Origin of the sequence: Azospirillum endophyticum (genome assembly GCF_016595245.1) — a bacterium.
In the GTDB taxonomy this organism is placed as follows: Bacteria; Pseudomonadota; Alphaproteobacteria; order Azospirillales; family Azospirillaceae; genus Azospirillum; species Azospirillum endophyticum.
The window spans coordinates 18685-37900 of sequence record NZ_JAENHM010000025.1; the positions used below are offsets into that span (position 1 = coordinate 18685).

22 protein-coding genes are annotated in these 19216 nt (G+C 65.8%); 12 read left to right on the top strand and 10 right to left on the bottom strand.

What is annotated here, in order from left to right:
- Nucleotides 1-5 precede the first annotated feature (5 nt).
- Together JHL17_RS07225 and JHL17_RS07230 are read right to left on the bottom strand one after the other, a co-directional pair.
- Nucleotides 6-626: a GNAT family N-acetyltransferase gene (locus tag JHL17_RS07225; RefSeq protein WP_200191987.1), complete on the bottom strand. Its 621-nt coding sequence runs from the start codon at nucleotides 624-626 to the stop codon at nucleotides 6-8.
- Between the two features lie 167 nt (nucleotides 627-793).
- The gene (locus JHL17_RS07230; RefSeq protein WP_200191544.1) at nucleotides 794-1735 is read right to left on the bottom strand and encodes a LysR family transcriptional regulator; all 942 of its coding nucleotides are present in this window, start codon (nucleotides 1733-1735) and stop codon (nucleotides 794-796) included.
- Between the two features lie 93 nt (nucleotides 1736-1828).
- Between JHL17_RS07230 and JHL17_RS07235 the strand changes: the two genes are divergently transcribed.
- On the top strand, nucleotides 1829-2296 hold the full coding sequence (locus JHL17_RS07235) for an ester cyclase (protein WP_200191546.1): 468 nt from the start codon (nucleotides 1829-1831) through the stop codon (nucleotides 2294-2296).
- Between the two features lie 114 nt (nucleotides 2297-2410).
- Here the strand turns inward: JHL17_RS07235 and JHL17_RS07240 are convergent, their stop codons facing one another.
- The 3 genes from JHL17_RS07240 to JHL17_RS07250 form a co-directional block, all read right to left on the bottom strand.
- Entirely contained in the window at nucleotides 2411-2557 is a 147-nt protein-coding gene (locus JHL17_RS07240; RefSeq protein ID WP_200191548.1) for a hypothetical protein, read from the bottom strand.
- Between the two features lie 92 nt (nucleotides 2558-2649).
- A complete protein-coding gene (locus JHL17_RS07245) occupies nucleotides 2650-3486 on the bottom strand; it encodes an oxidoreductase (protein ID WP_200191550.1) in 837 nt (278 codons plus the stop codon).
- Between the two features lie 143 nt (nucleotides 3487-3629).
- Nucleotides 3630-4562, bottom strand: a complete 933-nt coding sequence (locus JHL17_RS07250) for an AraC family transcriptional regulator (protein ID WP_200191552.1) — start codon at nucleotides 4560-4562, stop codon at nucleotides 3630-3632.
- Between the two features lie 349 nt (nucleotides 4563-4911).
- Here JHL17_RS07250 and JHL17_RS07255 point away from each other — a divergent pair, with 349 nt between their 5' ends.
- The 4 genes from JHL17_RS07255 (at nucleotide 4912) to JHL17_RS07270 (ending at nucleotide 9901) form a co-directional block, all read left to right on the top strand.
- Nucleotides 4912-5364: a hypothetical protein gene (locus JHL17_RS07255; RefSeq protein WP_200191554.1), complete on the top strand. Its 453-nt coding sequence runs from the start codon at nucleotides 4912-4914 to the stop codon at nucleotides 5362-5364.
- Nucleotides 5365-5625: 261 nt separating this feature from the next.
- On the top strand, nucleotides 5626-6030 hold the full coding sequence (locus JHL17_RS07260) for a response regulator (RefSeq protein ID WP_200191556.1): 405 nt from the start codon (nucleotides 5626-5628) through the stop codon (nucleotides 6028-6030).
- A 26-nt stretch (nucleotides 6031-6056) separates the two neighbouring features.
- The gene (locus tag JHL17_RS07265; protein ID WP_200191557.1) at nucleotides 6057-7451 is read left to right on the top strand and encodes a hypothetical protein; all 1395 of its coding nucleotides are present in this window, start codon (nucleotides 6057-6059) and stop codon (nucleotides 7449-7451) included.
- 77 nt (nucleotides 7452-7528) lie between these two features.
- Nucleotides 7529-9901, top strand: coding sequence for an FIST N-terminal domain-containing protein (locus tag JHL17_RS07270; RefSeq protein WP_200191559.1), 2373 nt, complete (start codon nucleotides 7529-7531; stop codon nucleotides 9899-9901).
- Here the strand turns inward: JHL17_RS07270 and JHL17_RS07275 are convergent.
- The gene (locus tag JHL17_RS07275) at nucleotides 9877-10383 is read right to left on the bottom strand and encodes an Rrf2 family transcriptional regulator (RefSeq protein WP_200191561.1); all 507 of its coding nucleotides are present in this window, start codon (nucleotides 10381-10383) and stop codon (nucleotides 9877-9879) included. The two genes, JHL17_RS07270 and JHL17_RS07275, sit on opposite strands and share 25 nt — an antisense overlap.
- A gap of 335 nt (nucleotides 10384-10718) precedes the next feature.
- Between JHL17_RS07275 and JHL17_RS07280 the strand changes: the two genes are divergently transcribed.
- The 4 genes from JHL17_RS07280 to JHL17_RS07295 all read left to right on the top strand — a co-directional run bounded on the left by JHL17_RS07280 (nucleotide 10719) and on the right by JHL17_RS07295 (nucleotide 13649).
- Complete coding sequence (locus tag JHL17_RS07280; RefSeq protein ID WP_200191563.1) at nucleotides 10719-11474, top strand: SDR family oxidoreductase; 756 nt, start codon at nucleotides 10719-10721, stop codon at nucleotides 11472-11474.
- An 87-nt stretch (nucleotides 11475-11561) separates the two neighbouring features.
- Nucleotides 11562-11981 carry a cupin domain-containing protein gene (locus JHL17_RS07285; protein ID WP_200191565.1) on the top strand — a complete coding sequence of 140 codons (420 nt, stop codon included), beginning with the start codon at nucleotides 11562-11564 and terminating at the stop codon, nucleotides 11979-11981.
- Nucleotides 11982-12085: 104 nt separating this feature from the next.
- Nucleotides 12086-12616, top strand: a complete 531-nt coding sequence (locus JHL17_RS07290) for an RrF2 family transcriptional regulator (protein WP_200191567.1) — start codon at nucleotides 12086-12088, stop codon at nucleotides 12614-12616.
- Nucleotides 12617-12986: 370 nt separating this feature from the next.
- The gene (locus JHL17_RS07295) at nucleotides 12987-13649 is read left to right on the top strand and encodes an alternative oxidase (RefSeq protein ID WP_200191569.1); all 663 of its coding nucleotides are present in this window, start codon (nucleotides 12987-12989) and stop codon (nucleotides 13647-13649) included.
- Nucleotides 13650-13706: 57 nt separating this feature from the next.
- Here the strand turns inward: JHL17_RS07295 and JHL17_RS07300 are convergent, their stop codons facing one another.
- Nucleotides 13707-14048: an ester cyclase gene (locus JHL17_RS07300; RefSeq protein WP_200191989.1), complete on the bottom strand. Its 342-nt coding sequence runs from the start codon at nucleotides 14046-14048 to the stop codon at nucleotides 13707-13709.
- Nucleotides 14049-14187: 139 nt separating this feature from the next.
- Nucleotides 14188-14904 carry an SDR family oxidoreductase gene (locus JHL17_RS07305; protein WP_200191571.1) on the bottom strand — a complete coding sequence of 239 codons (717 nt, stop codon included), beginning with the start codon at nucleotides 14902-14904 and terminating at the stop codon, nucleotides 14188-14190.
- 146 nt (nucleotides 14905-15050) lie between these two features.
- Here JHL17_RS07305 and JHL17_RS07310 point away from each other — a divergent pair, with 146 nt between their 5' ends.
- Together JHL17_RS07310 and JHL17_RS07315 are read left to right on the top strand one after the other, a co-directional pair.
- Nucleotides 15051-15986, top strand: coding sequence for a LysR family transcriptional regulator (locus tag JHL17_RS07310; RefSeq protein WP_200191573.1), 936 nt, complete (start codon nucleotides 15051-15053; stop codon nucleotides 15984-15986).
- A 69-nt stretch (nucleotides 15987-16055) separates the two neighbouring features.
- The gene (locus JHL17_RS07315) at nucleotides 16056-16691 is read left to right on the top strand and encodes a helix-turn-helix transcriptional regulator (RefSeq protein WP_200191575.1); all 636 of its coding nucleotides are present in this window, start codon (nucleotides 16056-16058) and stop codon (nucleotides 16689-16691) included.
- A 70-nt stretch (nucleotides 16692-16761) separates the two neighbouring features.
- Here JHL17_RS07315 and JHL17_RS07320 read toward each other — a convergent pair whose 3' ends face one another.
- Nucleotides 16762-17100, bottom strand: coding sequence for a carboxymuconolactone decarboxylase family protein (locus tag JHL17_RS07320; protein WP_425599591.1), 339 nt, complete (start codon nucleotides 17098-17100; stop codon nucleotides 16762-16764).
- Nucleotides 17101-17228: 128 nt separating this feature from the next.
- Nucleotides 17229-18428: an acetyl-CoA C-acyltransferase gene (locus JHL17_RS07325; protein ID WP_200191577.1), complete on the bottom strand. Its 1200-nt coding sequence runs from the start codon at nucleotides 18426-18428 to the stop codon at nucleotides 17229-17231.
- Nucleotides 18429-18616: 188 nt separating this feature from the next.
- On the opposite strand from JHL17_RS07325, the gene JHL17_RS07330 reads away from it, so the two are divergent.
- Nucleotides 18617-19201 (top strand): TetR/AcrR family transcriptional regulator, encoded by a 585-nt coding sequence (locus JHL17_RS07330; protein ID WP_200191579.1) that lies wholly within the window; start codon nucleotides 18617-18619, stop codon nucleotides 19199-19201.
- Nucleotides 19202-19216 lie beyond the last annotated feature (15 nt).

Consider the following 19216-nt stretch of genomic DNA (forward strand, 5'->3'; position numbering starts at 1 on the left):
CGCCGTCAATCGGCTATCAAAGTGCCGCGATGGTCGTGCGGCGGTTCGCCGTCGGCGACCCCAAGCGCACGCTGCAGGAAGACGCTGTCCGTCCAGCGCCCGAACTTGAAGCCGACATTGCGCAGGATGCCGGCCTGGACGAAGCCGCAGGACTCATGCAGCCGCAGCGACGGGGCATTGGCGCTGTCCACCACGGCGATCATCTGGCGGCAGCCGGCGGCGGTGCAGGCCTCGATCAGGGTCGGCAGCAGGAGCCGGCCGATGCCGCGGCCCTGATGGTCCTTGTGGATGTAGATCGAGTGTTCCACCGTATAGCGATAGGCCGGCCGTTTGCGGAAGGGGGCTGCATAGGCATAGCCGACGACCGAGCCGTCGAGGTCGGCGACCAGATGCGGCAGCCGGCGCTTCAGCATCGCCTTGCGGCGGCGCTTCAGCTCCTCCGGGTGCGGCGGTTCGACGTCGTAGGGCCCGAGCCCGCGCTGGATATGGTGGCTGTAGATGTCCAGCATGGCCGGCACATCCGCTTCCACCGAATTGCGGATGCGCACGGGCGATGTGCCCGAAGCCGCCGCGACGGGAAAGAAGCCGTCGAGATCGGCAACCGGGATAGCGTTGGGAGTGGACATGTCGTACACGGGAGCATCCCCTGGCAAGTAGCGTCGGCACGACCCCGCGCCCGCGCGCAACGCTACAGCAGCTCCATGACAAGCGTATGACGGCCGGTCGCCGGGGGCGCTTCTTCCCGAAGGCGTTGCGCCCCGTCCTCCGCTCTTGCCAACGCGCACGCTGCCCATCACGCGGGCGCTCCGCCGGACGGAGGGCGGAGGCCGGCGCGGGGTGGGACCGCTGCCAGCAGATCGCGGAACCACCGCTGCGCCGGATGGACGTCGTTGCGGCGATGCCAGGATAGAACGAAGGGGATCGAGGGCAGCTCGAGCGGAGCCGGCATGACGCAAAGCCGTTCCGAATGACCTGACGCGGCGACCACGCCTTCCATCAGCGTCGCGACCAGATTCGATTGGGCCACGAGAAGGGGGGCGGCATAGAGCTGCGGCAGCGTCAAGGCAAGGCGGCGCTTCAGCCCCTGCTTGGCCAGGGCGGCGTCGACCACCCCGTAGCCGTCGTTCTCCGGCGACACCAGAAGATGGGAGTGCTCCAGGAAGCTTTGGAGCCGAAGAGGCGGGCGCAAGGTCGGATGCCCCTTGCGGACGACGCAGACGAAACGCTCCTCGAACAGCGGCCGAATGAGAATCCTGGCGGCGGGTGTCGGCGGGACCCCCACGGATAGATCGACCTCGCCCGCGTCCAGCATGGCGATGGCATCGTCCCGCGCGGTGAAATTGCGGATGCGCAGGGTGATGCCGGGCGCCTGTTCGCGCAGCACCTCCAGCAGGGCCGGAAGCAGGGCGAAGGTCGGGTGGTCCGACAGGCCCAGGCTGAATTTGGCCGTCGAGGTCGACGGCTCGAAGGTCTGGGTGAATTCGAGCGCGCGTTGGATCCCGGTCAGGGCATGGGTGATCGGCCCGGCCAAATCGAGCGCCAGCGGCGTCGGCTGCAGACCGTTCGGTCCGCGGACGAACAATTCATCTTTCAGAAGCCCGCGCAAGCGTGCCAGGGCGGCGCTCATCGCCGGCTGGGTGCGGCCGATGCGTGTCCCCGCGCGAGTCACGCTGCGTTCGGCCATCAGGGCATCGAACGCGACGAGCAGATTGAGGTCGATCCCATGTAAATCCATGACATGGATGTTTCCACATATCCAAGATCGATTTCAAGCATGTGGAGGCTTCGGATAGCTTCCCCTCATCACGCTGCACACAGGAGAAGCGACATGGCACCGAAGGACGACACAGTGGCCGTGACCGGCCTTACGCATCAGGAACGGCAGGCTGTCGAGATGCTCTACCGCGCCTTCAGCGAGGGAAACCCGGACCTTCTCGACGAGGCCGTCACCGAGGATTGGCAGGACATCCCGCTCAATCCCGGCCAGCAGCCGGGGCGCGAGGGAATGAAGCCGCTGATCCGCGGGTTCCTCGCGGCTTTCCCCGATACGAAGATCGAGATTCTGGAGATCATCGGGACCCCCGGCCGGGCCGCCGTGCGCGCGGTGATGACCGGAACGCACAGTGGGGAATGGTTCGGGATCGCCCCCACCGGCCGCTCCTTCCGGGTGGCGATCCATGAGTTCCACCGCATTGCCGACGGCAAGCTGACCCACACCTGGCACCTGGAAGACTGGTTCGGCTGGATGAACCAGATCGGGGCGCGCCCGGTTCTGGTCGAGGAGAGCGCAGGATGAAGGTCTTCCACCTGTCCGCTTAGCGGCACAAGGCAGCGATCCTGCGGCACGGGAATGCCGGTGGACCGGCGTGTGCGAATGGACGGGGTTGGGAGAGGCGGGGTTGGGCTGACCTCACCCCAGCACTTCCTCCCCTTTCGGCCGGTGGGGGACGGCGGCGGAGTACCGCCCTTCATGGCGTGGTGGAAGCCGGAAGCTGCGGTCGCTTCCGACCAGCACAAGCAGGCCGAGCGACACCGCGATCATCCCGATGCAGAGCATGGCGACCTTTCCTCTATCGTGACAATATCCTTGCCTGATCCTCCGGACCGGGATGGCCGAGAACCCGAGTGGCCATCCCCGGCCCGGCGGCGTCAGGCGGCGAAATCCGTACTCTTCGAGCGGTCACGCCAAGCGGCGATCTCGGCGCCGCGGCGTTCGATCGCGCCGGTGGCCATCTCCACGGCATCGGAGCCGGCCAGGAAATGGCGGGGCGGTTCGGCGGTACCGGCAAGCTCGACCATGATGGCGGCCAGCTTGACCGGATCGCCCGGCTGCTTGCGGCTGTAGCCGTCGTAGGTCGACCGCAACTCGGCCGAGTGGGCGGCATAATCCTCGATCCGCCTGCCGCCGTAGCGCACCGAACTGCCGTCCAGGAAATCGGTGCGGAAGAAACCGGGCTCGACCACCGTCACATGGATGCCGAAGGGCGCCGCCTCGAGCGCCAGCGAATCCGAGAACCCCTCCACCGCGTACTTCGTCGAGCAATAGACCGAGGCGCCGGCGAAGCCCAGGACTCCGCCGATGGAGGACAGGTTGAGGATGCGTCCGGACCGCTGCCGCCGCATGACCGGCAACACGGCGCGGGTGACATGGAACAGCCCGAAGACATTGGTGGCGAATTGCCGTTCGATGTCCGCCGCCTCGATCTCCTCGAACCGGCCGAGCAGACCGAAGCCGGCATTGTTGACCAGAACGTCGATGCGCCCGAACCGGTCGACGGCCGCCTGCACCGCCGTCACGGCCTGCGCCTCGTCGGCGACGTCGAGGACGACCGGCAGGACGCTCTCGCCATGATCGGCGTAGATCTCGCGCAACCGGTCCAGATTGCGGCCGGTGGCGACCACCCGGTCGCCGGCGGCGAGTGCCGCCTTGGCGACCTCCGCCCCGATGCCGCGCGCACTGCCGGTGATGAACCAAACCTTGCTCATGTTCGTCTTCCTTCTTCGCCAAGGAAACCGCCTTGGGCTACGGTTCCAATGACGAGAAAATAGGTGCGGACGGCTTTCGCCCGGTAGACCAGAGGTCCGGCAGGATTGCACGATCCTCCGGAACCGCCGGGGATCGGGGCAGGTCAGGCCTGTGCCGCCTGCCGTGCGCCGGCATGGTCGGCGGTCATGGTGGATCGCAGACGGGCGGCGTCGCGGATGGGCGGCAGTCCGAACAGGCGGGCATATTCGCGGCTGAACTGCGACGGGCTGCCGTACCCCACGGCGAAGCCGGCGCTGGCGGCATCCGCCAGATTGGCCAGGATCAGGCGCCGCGCCTCCTGGAGGCGCAGCTGTTTCTGGTACTGAAGCGGGCTGAGCGCCGTGATGTCCTTGAAATGCTGGTGGAAAGCGGACGGACTCATGTTGGCCTTGGCGGCCACGGCTTCGATGCGCAGCGGTTCGCGGAAATTGTCCTTGATCCATTTCACCGCACGGCCGATTTGCGCGGTGTGGCTCTCCCCCGTCGCGATGCGGTGCAACAGGGCGCCGTGGTCGGCGGTCAGCAACCGGTAGAGGAGTTCGCGTTCCACCAGCGGCGCCAGCACCGGGATGGCGTCGGGCGTTTCCAGCAGCCGCGCCATGCGGGCCGCCGCATCGATCATGTCCGGCGTGGCAAGGCTGGTCGTCAGGCCGAGCCCCTGGTCGATGTGTGACGGTGGAGCCTTCAACCCCGCCTCCAGGATCAAGCCGCTCAGCAGCACCGGGTCCAGCGTCAGGCGGAAACAGAGATATGGGCTCTCCGCCGATGCCTCCGTCACCTGTCCGATGGCCGGCAGGTCCAGCGATACGGCGAGATATTGCCCGGCCCGGTATTCCAGGATCCGATCGCCGGCGATGCTGCGTTTGGCCCCCTGCGCGACGAAGCATACCGAAGGTTCGTAGACGGTGTGGAGCCGTTCGGTCGGGCTGCTCGCGCGGATCACCGCCAGCCGCGGGATCCGGGTTTCATGGACGCCATCGCCCAAGTTGGAGGTCACCCGGTCGAGGATCAGCGAAAACTCGGTCTCCTTGAACATGGCGGCTTTCCTTCGAGTCGATCCACAGCCCGTCATTGTAGCGCTCGGTCGCCTTCCCTCCCAGGCTCCGCGGAGGATCGTGCAATCATCGGCGAGGAACAGGCTGGAGCTGCCGCGAAGCCTTGGTTGGAGTGAGCGGTTCCGCTAGGATTTTCGGGCCAGACGGCGCGCTTCGTCCCGGCATGCCGTAAGGCGGAAAAACCCTGAGAACTGTCCTGAAAACAGCAACAAATTTCTTTCGTGTTGGTGGTTTATCGCTCTGTGGGGAACGACTAGTCTCCTGCCTTAGGCCGGCACGGCGGTTCGATCGTGTAAAGCCGAAGGTCGATCTCCTCCAAAGGCGCGGATCATGAGCCAGTCCACCACCCTCTGTGTCGTCACAAACGACGCCCTGTCGTCCTTGTCCTGCAAGCTGCACAGCGCCGGCTGTTCCGTGGTCCGCGGGGTGCTGGACCTGTTGATGATGCCGGCGGGCAATCAGCGCCTGCTCGGCTGGTCGGGCAATCACCTGCTGTCGATCGCCGGCCAACTCGGCAGCGGTGCGTCGGATCTGTTCCCCGTCCATTACGGCGTCCACCCTGCCGCCGTCGGATCGTTTTTGGCCGCAATCGGCTGTGCGGCGGTCATGGCGCTGCGTGCGTTCGGAACGGCGGCGGCACTGGCGATCCTCATGCTGATCGGCGCCTATGTCGTGACCATGCAACTGCCGCCCGATTTCGTCGCTTCGCCCAAGGGCATCGAATTCCTGCTGATCTCCGGCCTGGCCGCGATCGGTGCCGCCTTTCGCTACGCCCAGAACTGACATGACAGCACCAATCCGGTGCACGCCGCCTTCGGCCACCGAGTCCCTCTGTGCTTTATGGGTGGTTCCGTGACATCGAGACGCTGGGTCTCGACCCTCGCCGGTCAGGTGCAGAATTGCCGTGGTACCGGCAGCCGCAAGCGCGATTTCCGACGCAACCGGCGGCTGCCCCCTAACTCGCTCATTAACGCTCTGGCAACAGCATGAGCGCATCCTTGTCTCCAAGCTGGCTTCACAAGCCAGTGCGGAAGGGGAGGCGTCATGCCGACGGTGCTCGTGATCGATGACGAGGATATGGTCCGCCTGGTTCTGCGCCAGTTTCTGGAACGCCAATCGATGACTGTCGTCGAGGCGGAGGATGGTGAGGAGGGCTTGCGTCTGTTGCGAGCCAACGCCGTCGATCTGGTCATCTGCGATTTGATCATGCCGCGTGCGGATGGGATCGGCACCATCATGAACATCCGCCGGCTGATGCCGGCCATGAAGATCATCGCCATTTCCGGTGGCGGCCGGAGCCATGCGATGGAGTTGCTGAAGGTCGCCGAACAGATGGGGGCCGACCATGTGCTCGGCAAACCCTTCACCCGCGATCAACTTCTGGCCGTGGTCGCCCGCTGTCTGCCTGGCCACCCCATGACAGTCCGCTCCTCCGCCCGTTCCGGCTGACGGCAGCCCTTGATGAGGACTCGGTGATGCCTGTAGTGTCGTTGGGGGAAAAGCTCCGGAACTGGTTCGTCGAGGAGGAGCCCGCAGCTCCCTCCAATCCGGCGCGGAGGGAAACGGCGGTCGCTGCGGACATCGAGCGGATGCAGGCGTTCGAACGCCGGCTGAAAGTTCTGCTGACGCAACCGCAATTGCTCTCCGCCGGCCGTATCCATATGCTGAATTTCGATACGTTGCGTGAACGTCTCGGTCCGGCCTGGAGTGAACTGCGCGACCGAGTCCATAGCGCCGCCGACCGCATCATCAACCGCCACATTTCCGATCGGGACGTCCAGTTCCGCAGCGGCGACGGCGAGTACATCATCGTCTTCGCGGCGCTGAGCCGATCGGCGGCGTCCTTGGTCTGCGCCAAGATCGCTGAAGAGTTGTATCGGCTGTTCGTCGGCGATCCCAAACTGGCCGACATCACCGTCGCCACGGCCGTCGGTGCGGTAGATGGGAAACTGCTGTTCGAACATGCCTCCGTCGCGGAACTCCTCTCGGCTGTCGAACAGACGGCGGTGCCGGCCGGTCCAACGGCCCAAGCTGCCGATCCCCCGGCTGCATCAACGGCCTCCATCGGAACTTCCGCGGCCGGCGGTCCGGAGGAGCAGCGTAAGCTGAACCTGTCGGCGCTGGAGATGGCACAGATCGGCATCATGTATCGCCCGCTGTGGGATGTCGGCCGGCAGGTGATCTCCACATACATGTGCACGCCGGTTCGCCGTTTTCCCGATGGAACCTCGGTCGAAGGGATGTTGGCGCTGTCGGCGATCGCCGATCCGCAGCAGTTGGCGAAGATCGATATCGACACCCTGGCCGACACGGTGGAGATTCTCGACGAGCTGTTCCGGAACAAGTTCCGGCTGATGGTGTCGGTGCCCGTCTGCTTCGAGACGCTGGCGGCGCGCCGAAGCCGGCAGGACTTTCTTGCGATCTGCCAGTCGGTGCCGGATTATCTGCGTCCTTTCCTGATTTTCGAGTTCCTGCATTTTCCAACGGGTGTACCCAGCGGCCGGATGGGGGAGCTGGTCAACGAGGTGCGGCCTTTCTGCCGCTGGACGTTCCTGCGTGTGGAATGCCGGCAGCAGAGCTTCGCCAGCCTGTCGGGAACCGGGTTGACCGGCCTTACCACCATGATCACGTCCGACCGCAGCATGGAGGCCAGACTCATGGAGGATATGAACAGCTTCGTCGCGGCGGCCGAACGGGCCAATCTGAAGACCTGTATCGTCGGCATCACCTCGACCAGTCTCGCGGTCGCGGCACGGGCGGCTGGAACCACGTTGATCGCCGGCGACCGGATCGGTCGCGCCGAGGAAATTCCCCAGCATATGCTCCGTTTCGGCTGGCAGGATCTGTTCCTGCGGGAATCCGTGCGCTGACCGGCTGTCGGCTCCACGCGATCGCCAGCCGAAGCTCGTTCAATCCGTGGTGAGCACTCATAGCGGGAGATTCCGCCATGCCAAGCGCAATCGGGTGTTCGAACGCGTTCATCAGAACCCTTGCCGTCGATGCCGCTGACATCGAGGCTCTACCGGCGCTTCTTGCCTTCGAGGATGATCCGCCGGCTTTCGTTCTCGGCTTCGTGTCGCCGGAGCTTCCCTTCCCGGAGATCGCAGGCCGGCTGCGTTCGGTCCTCGATCCGGGCAGCAGGCTGGTGCTGGTTTCGACGGCGGGGGAGCTGTGTTCGGGAGTGCCCGGCGGACTCTACCATCCCGGAGAAAGGCAGGACGGCATCGTCCTCCAGGCCTTCAGCAGGGTCCTGTTCGGCGATGTGAGCATCCACAGCGTTCCCCTGCACAGCGAGGACATCCGGGCGGGGACCATCCGCCTCACCCATGAACAGCGCATCGATGCGCTCCGTCGGGAATTGGAGACCATCGATCCGGTATTTCCGCTCGATTGCCACGACACGGTGGCGCTGCTGTTCATCGACGGGCTGTCCGTCAGCGAGAGCTGGCTGATGGAGGCGGTCTATGCATCCGGCCGTTTCCCGGTGCTGTTCGTCGGCGGCTCCGCCGGCGGTGCCTTGGATTTCCAGGAAACCTGGCTTTATGACGGCGAGCGGGTGCTGGACAATCATGCGGTCGTCATCTTCGTGCGAATGGCGCCGGGCAAGCGCTATGGGGTCTTCAAGTCGCAGAACTTCCGCAAGGCGGGGCTGTCGTTTACGATCTTGGATTGTGATCCGATCCGGCGCACGGTGACGAGCGTCATCGATCCCGACAGCTTGGAGGTCACCGGTTTCATCGAGGCGCTATGCCGGAGCCTCCGGTGCGATGCCGGCGAGCTTGAACGCCTGTTGATCTCCCGCACCTTCGCGGTGGAATTGGACAGCGGGCTGTTCGTGCGTTCGGTCGCCGGGATCGACCGCGAGAATGGCAGGGTCTCCTTCTTCTGCGACGTGAACGCCGGGGACGAGCTGCTTCTGCTCGAGGCTACCGACTTCATCGAGCAGACGAGGAGCGATTTCGCCGCCTTCCTCCGCGACAAGCCGGAACCGGTCGGCGGCATTCTCAACGATTGCGTTCTGCGGCGGATCAACAACGGTCCGAGCCTGACGGGGATGACCGTCTTCGACGATATTCCCGTGGCCGGCTTCTCCACCTTCGGGGAAATCCTGGGCATCAACGTCAACCAGACGCTCTCGGCGATTTTCTTCTTCAGCGATGATCGCGAAGGTGAAATGAGCGGTCTTGGTGGATTCCGCGACGATTATGTCGCTCGTTTCCCGATTCATTATGGGCACTTCCAAAACTTCTTCCATCGTGCCCGCAACACCCGGCTGCGCATGTTGAACCGCATGCGGCAGTCGTTGATCCGCAATCTGGTCGGTCGCACCGATGCCGCCGTCACGCTCTATGGACGCTTCAAGCAGATCGGCGCCTATACCGAGGAGATCGGCACGCAGGTTTCGGATCCGCTCGGTTCAGCGGTCGAGGATCTGCTGGACGCCGTTCGGCAGGTGACGGAAGAGCGGGAGGCCGTAGCCGAGGTGCTGAGCCTGCGCGAGGCCGAACTGCTCCTTGCCGAGGAGCGTCGCAGCGCGGCCGTGGCACGGATGACGTTGGAAGCCCAACTGCAGGAGGCGCAAAAGCTCGAGGCGTTGGGCTGCATGGCGGGCGGCTTGGCGCATGAGATCAACAATATGCTGCAACCGATCATCGGCCTGACCGAGCTGGTGATGGAGGATCTGCCGCTCGACGGCCCGGCGCAGAGGAACCTCGGCAAAGTGATCGAAGCCGCGCAGCGCGCCAAGCGCATCACCCAGCAGGTGCTGACCTTCAGTCACTCCGATCGGTCGGGGGCCGGTCCGCTGCATCTGGGCTCGGCGCTGCGCAATGTGGCCGAGATGGTCGACGTGCTTGTCTCCCGGAATGTCGAACTCGTCTGGCGGATCGCAGTGAAGCCGATCCTGGTCCGGGCCGACGAAACGCAGATGGCGCAGATTCTGATAAACCTGATTCGGAATGCGGCCGATGCGATTGGTCCGGCGGAAGGAGCGATAGAGGTCACGCTGGACTCGGTGCAGCTCGATGAGGCGACGGAAGGGGCATGGCCTCACCCGGCCGGCCCTTATGCGGCGCTCACCGTCCGCGACAGCGGGTGCGGGATGGATGCGGCAACGCTGGCGCGCATCTTCGACCCCTTCTTCACCACCAAGCCGGTGGGACAGGGCACCGGGCTGGGTCTGCCGGTGGTGCACGGCATCGTCGCCGGCTGGAAAGGTCATATCCACGCCGACAGCAGCGTGGGGCAGGGCACCGCGATGCAGATCCTGCTACCGATCATCGCCGCCGAGGACGATCATACGGTCTTCCCGGTCCCTTGACCGGCTCCGTCCCGCACCTGACGTTGAGGAATGGGAGGCTGGGGCAGGTCGAGTAGGGAAGCCAGGCTGCGCCGGTGCCGCACGATGTCGGCGAGGGTGTAGTCGTCGAGCACCGCCAGGAACGCCTGTTTGGCTTCGAACAGGGCGGAGCGCAGCGTGCAGGCCGGGCTCAGCCGGCAGGCAGTCGTGTCATCCGGCAGCGCCCCCATGCATTCCACGATGGACATGTCCTGCTCGGTGAACCGGATGACGTCGCCGATCCGGATCTGCTCCGGCAGGCGGCCGAGACGCAAGCCGCCGTTCCGTCCTCGCACGGTCTCGATGAAGCCACCCGCACCCATATGTTGGGCCACCTTCATCAGGTGATTTTTTGAAATGCCATAGACCTGCGCGATCTCGCCGATGGTCGGCAGACCGTCCTGCCGCACCGCCAAATACATCAGCATCCGCAACGCATAGTCGGTATAGCTCGACAGACGCATACCAGCACCAAAAAGGCATTTCCAGCGCATGATTGTACAGGGCGGTGGCGGGCTCCTGCAACCGGCACTCCAGTGGCCGCCCCCGCCATCGCCATTGCCACTCCCCTTATTGCGTGAAAAGGCGGCATCGACCGTCCCTCGCTCCATAACGAAGACAAAAATAGTCCGTGTTTTTGCTTGTCTCCAAAAACACGGACTGATAATGTCTGCGTTATGGAGCGAGGGACGGAACCGGGTCATGTTGGTAAGGACGGTCCCGACACCCGCTGCCGCCTTCCGCAAATCCTTGCATTTCAAAACGGGCAGCGGATGCCCTTCGGACAGGAGACGGAGTCATGAAGATCGTCGTCATCGGCGGAACGGGACTGATCGGTTCCAAGCTTGTCGCCACCCTGGGCGCCAACGGCCATGAGGTCGTTGCCGCCTCGCCCAGCAGAGGGGTGAACACCATCTCCGGTGAAGGGCTGGCCGAGGTGCTGACCGGTGCCGGGGTGGTTGTGGACGTGTCCAACACCCCATCCTTCGAAGAAGCGGTCGTGACGGAGTTCTTCCGGACCTCCGGCAGCAATCTGGCCGCAGCCGAAGCGAAAGCCGGCGTCCGCCACCATGTCGCCCTGTCGATCGTCGGCACCGACCGGATCGCCGATCTCGGTTACTTCCGCGCCAAGGTGGAGCAGGAACGGCTGATCGCGCAGTCCGGCATTCCCTACACCATCGTTCGCGCAACCCAGTTCCTGGAATTCCTTGCCGGTATCGCCGACGGCCATGCCGACGGCGATACGGTGCGGCTGCCGCCGGTACAGTTCCAGCCGATCGCCGCCGATGATGTCGCGGCGATTCTGGTCGAAACCGCGCTGGCGCCACCGCTCGATGGGATTGTCGACATCGCGGGTCCCGAGCGCGACGGCTTCGCCGAAATCGTCGGCCGCTATCTGGAGGCGGTGGGCGATCGTCGCAAAACGGCCAGCGATCCGACGGCCCGATATTTCGGCGGCAGCGTCACCGACCGCTCGCTGGTCCCTACCGGTCCGGCTCGTCTCGGCCGTATCGGACTGAAGGACTGGCTCAACCTCTCCCGGGCCAATGCCTGATCCTCATCCAGCCATCAAACGCCCTCGGTCAAACCCCACGGACCAACCCCCATGGCCAAACCCCATGACCAAACAAGGAGCAGAACCATGAAGCGCCTTCTCGCCCCCCTGTTGTTCGCGACCCTGCCGTTCGCCACGGCGCTCGCCGATGCCCCGCAGTCGAAAAATGCCAAGGTGACGCAGGTCTACGAGCATGCGCTGCCCGACGTGCCCGGCAAGAGCATCAAGGGCGTACTGGTCGACTATGGCCCGGGGGGCTATTCGCCGGCCCATACCCATGCGAAGTCGGCGCTCATCTACGCCACCGTTCTGGAAGGGGCCATCCGCAGCCAGGTCAATGACGGGCCGATCAAGACCTATCATGCAGGCGAGAACTTCACCGAATTGCCGGGTGACCATCATGGGGTCAGTGCCAACGCCAGCGAAACCCAACCGGCGAAGCTGCTTGCGGTCTTCGTCGTGGACAGCGTGGATACGGAACTGACCACGCCGGATGCGAAGCGATAGGAAGACGCCGAGGACGGCGGGCGACCGGCAGAGCAGGGGCGGCTTGCGCGAAGAAACGCGGATGCCTAATGTCCCTGTTTCTCCGTATCCGATCGGAATCAGCCATGGCACATCTCACCGTCAGCGTCGAGTATGGCATCCATTGCCTTCTCTGGCTGGTTTCGTCCGGCGACAAGCCGCTGAGCAGCCGCGACCTCGCCGAATTGCAGGGGATATCGCCGTCCTTCCTTGCCAAGATCTTTCCGAAGCTTGAAAAGGCAGGGCTCGTGATGGCCAGCGAAGGCGTGCGTGGCGGCTATCGCCTCGCCAAGGCGCCGGAGGATATCACCTTCCTGGACATCGTCGACGCGATCGAGGGCGACAAGCCGCTGTTCGACTGCCAGGAGATCCGCGGACGCTGTGCGGTGTTCGGACAAAGGCCGCCTTCCTGGGCAACCTTCGGTGTCTGCGCCGTGCATGCGGTGATGTTGCGTGCGGAAAAAGCGATGCGGGCGGCATTGGCCCAGGAAACGCTTGCAGGCGTCGCCAACACGTTCGGTCGAAAGGCGCCGCCGGAATTCTCCGAGGATATCGCACGCTGGATGCAGGAACGCTTCAACGCACGCACCTCGACGCGCACTCCACGACCCGATTGAGGCGCCCGTCGCCCCGCAGGGGAGGCGTGGAGCGTCGGCATCGGGACAAAACATTCTTTTCAAATACTTGATTTTGCGGCAACCATTGGAACGATCTGCAGCGCAATCGGCATGAAGCCAGCTTCAAGGGCAGCAAACCGTACTATGGAACGTTTGATTTCGCGGCGCATCGCGGGAGGAATTCCGGAGCGGGTGCGACATTCTGTCCATTCATAAAGATGCTTTTTAAGAGCATATTAAGTCCACGGCAATCAAGCGGTTGGCGCCACCGGCGACACCCTCGATCTACCCGATACGCAATCCCGCCGGACGCCCCGTCGGCGACAGTCGACAGGGTGCTCCGACTCACCGACACGGAGGAGTTCACATCATGACGGCCTTCATCGTCACCACGCATCATGCGCCGCGCGACCTCAGTGACCGCGTCGCGCTGGGCTTCACCAAGGCGCTGCGCCTTCTGGCCGACACGTTTTTCGCCAAGCGCTACGGCCATCGGGCCATCGTGCTGGAAACCGTGGCGGCGGTTCCGGGCATGGTCGGTGCCACGCTGCAGCATCTGCGTTGCCTGCGCCGGATGCAGAATGACCGGGGCTGGATCCACACGCTGCTCGACGAGGCGGAGAACGAGCGCATGCACCTCATGACCTTCATCGAGGTGGCCAAGCCGAACTGGCTGGAGCGCGTCCTGATCCTGTTGACCCAAGGCGCCTTCTACAACGCCTTCTTCCTGCTCTACCTGATCTCTCCGAAGACCGCCCACCGGGTGGTCGGCTACTTCGAGGAGGAAGCGGTCGTCAGCTATACCGGCTATCTGGCGGAGATCGACGCCGGCCGCCATGCGAACCTGCCGGCACCACGTATCGCCATCGACTACTGGAAGCTGCCGGAAACCGCCACGCTGCGCGACGTCATTCTCGCCGTCCGCAACGACGAGGCCAACCACCGCGACGTGAATCACGGCTTTGCCGACACGCTGGCGGGCAAGCCGTCCGACGCCGCGGACCAATGCGACGAGCCGCGCAAGGCGGCCTGACCGGGAGGGAGGTGGCCGGTGGCGTCAAGGACGCCGGCCGGCAACCGGGCCGGCAGCTCAGGGACCGACCTTGGCGAGTTCCATATCCTGGAACAGGGCCAGATTATCCTCGATATGCCGGTTGTCGGTGATTTGGCCATTATCGAGCTTGAGCAGGTCTGTGGCGATGAGGCGGATCGGCTGTCCCTTGCCCGTCCTATTGCCGAAATCGCCGCTGAAATGGCCGGTGAAGGTCATGTGGACGGTGACGCAATCACCAGCCCCGATCATCTTTTCCACCACCACGCCCAGGTCGGGCACGGCGGTGCGGAAGTTGCGGGAGGCGAAGGCCGGCCTTCCCGGACCCTGCGGCCGGCCGGCGGGCAGGGTTCGGTCGGTGAAACGGAGAAACCGCCTGATTCAGATAGGCCGTGTCCCCGGTGTTCCAAAAATCGTAGAAGGCGCCGGCCGCCTCGATCGTCGCCGCCCGGGCGAAGGGCTGGAGGGCGAAGGACATCGTGATCTCCCGGTTTCGGTGAGCTATGGGGCAGGGGAGGCATCAGGCGATCGCGCCGCCGCCATCCACGCGCACGGTCGAGCCGGTGGCGAAGGGGGTGGTGGCGAGGAACAGCACCGCATTGGCGATGTCCTCGGGCTGCCCGATCCGGCGGACGGGCAGGCGCTGCGCCGCTCCGGCGAACATCGCGTCGCGCTTCTCCTCGGGCAGGCCGGACCACAGCGGCGTCGCGATCAGGCCGGGAGATACCGCGTTGACCCGGACGGGGGCGAGTTCCAGGGCCAGCCCGCGGACCAGCGCTTCCAGCGCCGCATTGATCGCGCCCTGCAGAACGGAGGTGGCGGAAGGCCGGACGCTGAGGAAACCCGACACGAGCGTCAGCGATCCCGTCTCGCGGATTTTGGCGGTGCGGGCGACGTGATAGGCGCCCCAGAATTTGCTGTCCATGGCGGCCCGGGCGTCGGCGATGGCAAGGCTCCGCACCGGCCCGCCGGGCGTCTGCGCCGCGGAGACGACGACATGGTCCCATGCCGGCTCTTCGGCGAAGAAGCGCTCGACCGCGCCGAGGTCGCGGGTGTCGAGCATGACGGCGCGCACCTCGCCGCCGATGGCGGCGACCGCCCCGTCGAGCTTGTCGCGTGACCGCGACGCGATGGTGACGGCAGCACCGGCCCGGGCCGCGGCGCTCGCGGTCGCCAGACCGATGCCGGAACTGCCGCCGATCACCAGCACGCGTACGCTCTTCAAGGCTTCGGACATGATGGAACTCCCTGGTGGATTGGCTTCGAACGGAGCCCCGCCGGCTCCCTCCGTCATCGGGAGAGAAGTCTATATCTTCGCCAAACTGCGCAGTATCCTCCACAGGATCGATATACTCTCCACCAGTTGGAAAGAATGCGGCGCGCATGTTGGATGACATCACCGAGCTTCGCACCTTCGTCCGCATCGTTGCCGCGGGTAGCCTGTCGGCGGCCGGGCGGGAGATGGGGCTCGCGCTCAGCGTCGTCAGCAAGCGGCTGGCATCGCTCGAGCGGCGGACCGATGCAAGGCTGATCGCCCGAAGCACCCGGCGCCTTGCCCTGACGGAGGAGGGGCAACGGCTCCATGGGCACGCCCAGAGGATCCTTGCGGAGATCGCCGACGCCGAGGAGGCGCTGAGCCATGGCCGCGTCGAGCCGCAGGGCGTGCTGCGGGTGGGAGCGCCGGCAGCGCTCGGACGGATGCATGTCGGCCCCGTCTGCCGCGATCTCGTCGAAGCCCATCCCCGGATTTCCGTCGAGCTGTGCCTGAGCGACCGCATGGTCGACCTGATCGACGAGGGCATGGACGTGGTCGTGCGGATCGGGGCGCCGAAGGAGTCGACGCTCGTCCTGCGCAGGCTGGCGGACAATCACCGCATCGTCGTCGGCGCGCCGGCCTATCTCGACCGCCGCGGACATCCGGCGTCACCGCGGGAGTTGGAGAGCCACGACTGCATCCAGTATCGCGGAGCCGGCGGTCGGTGGCGGCTGCTGGGACCCGGCGGTGCCGCGATCGAGGTCGACACCGCGTCGCGCCTGCGAAGCGACAACGGCGATGTCGCCCAGGATTGGGCGCTTGCCGGTTGCGGCCTGATCTTGAAGTCGCGGATCGACGTGCAGGAGGATCTCGCCGCCGGCCGGCTGCTTCGGGTGCTGCCGGACTGGCATGGGGATCCGGCGCCCGTCTGCGCGCTCTTTCCCTCCCAGCGGCAATTGCCGACGCGCGTGCGCCTGTTTCTCGACGCCATGGCGCGCCGGTTGAATCGGGGGGAGGAATCGACCGGCTTTGCCCAAGCCGTCCGGCCGACGATCGATACCTGAGTATGGGTTCCCGCCTGCACGGGGCTCCGGCACTGTCGTCTTCACGATGATTCAGAGCAGGAGATCGGTATGGATTCGGCCGCTTTCGAAACGCCGAGGCTCCGCCTGCCACCGGTTCCGCCCTCCATGGAACGGGCGGCACATGGCGGCGACAGGCTGACGGCTGCGGCCGACCGGCTGCTGCGGGTGGCGAGCGATATGCTGGCGCCGGATCGGCAGTCGGTGGTGGATTGCCTGTCACTGGCCCTTGCCCGCTTGCGGCGCGCCGATGGCGATCGGGAGAGTTTCGCCAACGAGGGGCCGGAGGAGGCCGGGCGGAAGGTCGGATCGGCGAAGACCAGGCTGGCTGCGTGGCAGGTGCGGCGGGTGACCGCCCATGTCGACGCCCATCTCGCCGGTTCCATCCGCAACCGCGATCTGGCGGCGGCGGCGAAACTCAGTTGCGGCTATTTCTGCCAAGCCTTCAAGGACAGCTTCGGCTGCCCGCCGCATGCCTACATCATGCGCCGGCGGGTGCAGCGGGCGAAGGAGTTGCTGGAAACCACCGACACGCCGCTGTCGGAGATCGCGCTCGACTGCGGCTTTTCCGACCAGTCGCACTTCTCGCGCATCTTCCGCCGAGTCACCGGCGAGGTGCTCCGGCTATGGCGGCACAGGCATCGAATCGACGAGGCCATGTCCCTCGTGGTCGCGGAGGAGCGGTAGCGAAAGCGACCGCCCCCACGGTGGGACGAGGGCGGCGGCGACCCGATGTCCGGTCTCCGCCGCCCTCGATTCAGCCATGCGCGGCGTAGGCGTCCATCACGCGGGTGGAATAGACCAGCGCCGCTCCGGCATTGAGCGCGACGGCGACGCCCAGCGCCTCGGCGATTTCCTCCTGGGTGGCGCCATGCTTGATCGCAGCCTCCGTATGGACGGCGATACAGCCGTCGCAGCGGATGCTGACGGCGACGGCCAGCGCGATCAGCTCGCGCGTCTTGGCGCCCAGCAGGTCCTTCTTCTGGCCGGCGGTGCTGAGACCGGCATAACCCCTGACCGTGTCGGGGCTGAGCTTCGCGATCTCGCCGACGCCGGTGAGGACCTGCTGACGGTATTCGTTCCAGTTGAGCATCATGGCCTTGTCTCCTCGTTCACCGTTCCCGCTCGCTGTCGCCGGCGCCGGTTCTGTGGGGCCACGCTACGGTCCGGCGTGTCGGCGATATAGAAGGATGCGCCCGTCCTTGGGACGCCGTTCCGGGAGCCTCAGCCGATCCTCTCGATCGCGATGGCCGTGGCCTCTCCACCGCCGATGCACAGCGAGGCCACGCCCCGTGTCAGCCCGCGTGCCGCCAGCGCGTGGAGCAGCGTCACGACCAGCCGCGCCCCGGTGGCGCCGATGGGATGGCCGAGCGCGCAGGCGCCGCCATTGACGTTCAGCCGGTCGGGCGCGATGCCGAGGTCGCGCTGTGCCGCCATGGCGACGACGGCGAAGGCCTCGTTGATCTCGAACAGGTCGACGTCGCCCACCGACCAGCCGACCTTGTCCAGCAGCTTGCGGATCGCCGGGATGGGGGCGGTGGTGAACCAGGCCGGATCCTGGCTGTGGGTGGCATGGCCGCGGATTTCCGCCAGGATCGGCAGGCCGGCGGCCTCGGCGACCGAACGACGGGTGAGCACCAGCGCCGCGGCGCCGTCGGCATTGGCCGAAGAACTGGCTGCGGTGATCGTGCCGTCGCGGCGGAAGGCCGGCTTCAACGCCGGGATCTTGTCGGGCGAAACCTTCAGTGGGTTCTCATCCTGCTCGACCATCCGCTCCCCACCCTTGGCGGGAACGGCGACCGGCACGATCTCCGCCGCGAAGGCGCCGCTCTCGATCGCCTCGCGGGCGCGGATCAGCGTTCCGGCCGCATAGGCGTCCTGTTCGGCACGGGTGAAGCCGTAGGCTTCCGCCGTCGCCTCGCCGAAATCGCCCATGGCGCGGCCGCCCTCATAGGCGTCCTCCAGCCCGTCCAGCATCATGTGGTCCAGCAGCCGATCATGACCGATGCGGTAGCCGCCGCGCGCCTTGGCCAGCAGGTAGGGGGCGTTGGTCATCGACTCCATGCCGCCGGCCACCACGATGTCGGCCGAACCGGCACGGATCAGGTCATGGGCCAGCATGGTCGCCTTCATGCCCGATCCGCAGACCTTGTTGATGGTCGTGGCTGCCGTCGCATCGGGCAGCCCGGCGCCGCGGGCCGCCTGCCGCGCCGGAGCCTGTCCCTGGCCGGCCGGGAGGACACAGCCCATCAGCACCTCGTCGACGCCGGCGGGCGGCAGGCCGGCGCGCTCCACCGCCGCGGCGATGGCGCGCGCACCGAGGGCCGGCGCCGGCAGCCCCGCCAATTCTCCCTGGAAACGCCCGAGCGGCGTGCGGACGGCGGACACGATGACGACTGGGTCGTGGATGGCAGCGGTCTGCATGGTGGTGATCTCCGGATCGGTTGCGCCCGCATGAGTGATGCCCACGGGGGCACTTTTAAATGGCGATCGTCATGTTTGCATAATTGATGATGATCGTCATATAATTTATCAACGGGTCTCCCGCGAGTTTTTGGGCGAGGGGGCTTTTCAGGGGCCACCGGTCAAGACCCGGTCACGGAAGGTGGATCATGCGGGTGAGCAAGGAACAGGCGGCGGAGAACCGGCGCAGGGTCGTCGAGGTAGCGAGCGCGCTGTTCCGCGAGCGCGGCTTCAACGGGATCGGCGTCGCCGACCTGATGAAGGAAGCCGGGTTGACCCATGGCGGCTTCTACGGCCAGTTCCAGTCCAAGGAGGATCTGGTGGCGGAGGCCTGCGCCCATGCCATGGAGGTGGCGTCGGAGCGCTGGGGCCGGTCGGCGGAGGCGACGGGCGAGGATGCGCTGCCGAAGCTGCTGGAAAGCTACCTGTCGCCGCGCCACTGCGACCACCGCGCCGCCGGCTGTCCCATCGCTGCGCTCGGCGTCGATGTGGCCCGGCAAGGTGGGGTGGCGCGCAGCGCCTTCACCCGGGGGCTGCGCCCCTTCATCGAGCAGCTGGGCCGGCTGGTGCCCGGCCGTTCGGCGGAGGCGAAGCGCAAGGCGGCGCTCGCCACCCTGTCGGGTATGGTCGGCGCCTTGGTCCTCGCGCGTGCCGTCGACGACCCCGCCCTGTCGGACGAAATCCTGGAGGCGGCACGCGTGAGCCTCGGCGGGCCGGAGACCGGCGGCGAGTGACCGTCTTGGCGCCGG

What these genes read in the sequence shown, in the direction of transcription:
- JHL17_RS07225 (WP_200191987.1), bottom strand. Translation starts at nt 626, where the DNA reads ATGTCCACTCCCAACGCTATCCCGGTTGCCGATCTCGACGGCTTCTTT.
- JHL17_RS07230 (WP_200191544.1), bottom strand. Translation starts at nt 1,735, where the DNA reads ATGGATTTACATGGGATCGACCTCAATCTGCTCGTCGCGTTCGATGCC.
- JHL17_RS07235 (WP_200191546.1), top strand. Translation starts at nt 1,829, where the DNA reads ATGGCACCGAAGGACGACACAGTGGCCGTGACCGGCCTTACGCATCAG.
- JHL17_RS07240 (WP_200191548.1), bottom strand. Translation starts at nt 2,557, where the DNA reads ATGCTCTGCATCGGGATGATCGCGGTGTCGCTCGGCCTGCTTGTGCTG.
- JHL17_RS07245 (WP_200191550.1), bottom strand. Translation starts at nt 3,486, where the DNA reads ATGAGCAAGGTTTGGTTCATCACCGGCAGTGCGCGCGGCATCGGGGCG.
- JHL17_RS07250 (WP_200191552.1), bottom strand. Translation starts at nt 4,562, where the DNA reads ATGTTCAAGGAGACCGAGTTTTCGCTGATCCTCGACCGGGTGACCTCC.
- JHL17_RS07255 (WP_200191554.1), top strand. Translation starts at nt 4,912, where the DNA reads ATGAGCCAGTCCACCACCCTCTGTGTCGTCACAAACGACGCCCTGTCG.
- JHL17_RS07260 (WP_200191556.1), top strand. Translation starts at nt 5,626, where the DNA reads ATGCCGACGGTGCTCGTGATCGATGACGAGGATATGGTCCGCCTGGTT.
- JHL17_RS07265 (WP_200191557.1), top strand. Translation starts at nt 6,057, where the DNA reads ATGCCTGTAGTGTCGTTGGGGGAAAAGCTCCGGAACTGGTTCGTCGAG.
- JHL17_RS07270 (WP_200191559.1), top strand. Translation starts at nt 7,529, where the DNA reads ATGCCAAGCGCAATCGGGTGTTCGAACGCGTTCATCAGAACCCTTGCC.
- JHL17_RS07275 (WP_200191561.1), bottom strand. Translation starts at nt 10,383, where the DNA reads ATGCGTCTGTCGAGCTATACCGACTATGCGTTGCGGATGCTGATGTAT.
- JHL17_RS07280 (WP_200191563.1), top strand. Translation starts at nt 10,719, where the DNA reads ATGAAGATCGTCGTCATCGGCGGAACGGGACTGATCGGTTCCAAGCTT.
- JHL17_RS07285 (WP_200191565.1), top strand. Translation starts at nt 11,562, where the DNA reads ATGAAGCGCCTTCTCGCCCCCCTGTTGTTCGCGACCCTGCCGTTCGCC.
- JHL17_RS07290 (WP_200191567.1), top strand. Translation starts at nt 12,086, where the DNA reads ATGGCACATCTCACCGTCAGCGTCGAGTATGGCATCCATTGCCTTCTC.
- JHL17_RS07295 (WP_200191569.1), top strand. Translation starts at nt 12,987, where the DNA reads ATGACGGCCTTCATCGTCACCACGCATCATGCGCCGCGCGACCTCAGT.
- JHL17_RS07305 (WP_200191571.1), bottom strand. Translation starts at nt 14,904, where the DNA reads ATGTCCGAAGCCTTGAAGAGCGTACGCGTGCTGGTGATCGGCGGCAGT.
- JHL17_RS07310 (WP_200191573.1), top strand. Translation starts at nt 15,051, where the DNA reads ATGTTGGATGACATCACCGAGCTTCGCACCTTCGTCCGCATCGTTGCC.
- JHL17_RS07315 (WP_200191575.1), top strand. Translation starts at nt 16,056, where the DNA reads ATGGATTCGGCCGCTTTCGAAACGCCGAGGCTCCGCCTGCCACCGGTT.
- JHL17_RS07320 (WP_425599591.1), bottom strand. Translation starts at nt 17,100, where the DNA reads ATGATGCTCAACTGGAACGAATACCGTCAGCAGGTCCTCACCGGCGTC.
- JHL17_RS07325 (WP_200191577.1), bottom strand. Translation starts at nt 18,428, where the DNA reads ATGCAGACCGCTGCCATCCACGACCCAGTCGTCATCGTGTCCGCCGTC.
- JHL17_RS07330 (WP_200191579.1), top strand. Translation starts at nt 18,617, where the DNA reads ATGCGGGTGAGCAAGGAACAGGCGGCGGAGAACCGGCGCAGGGTCGTC.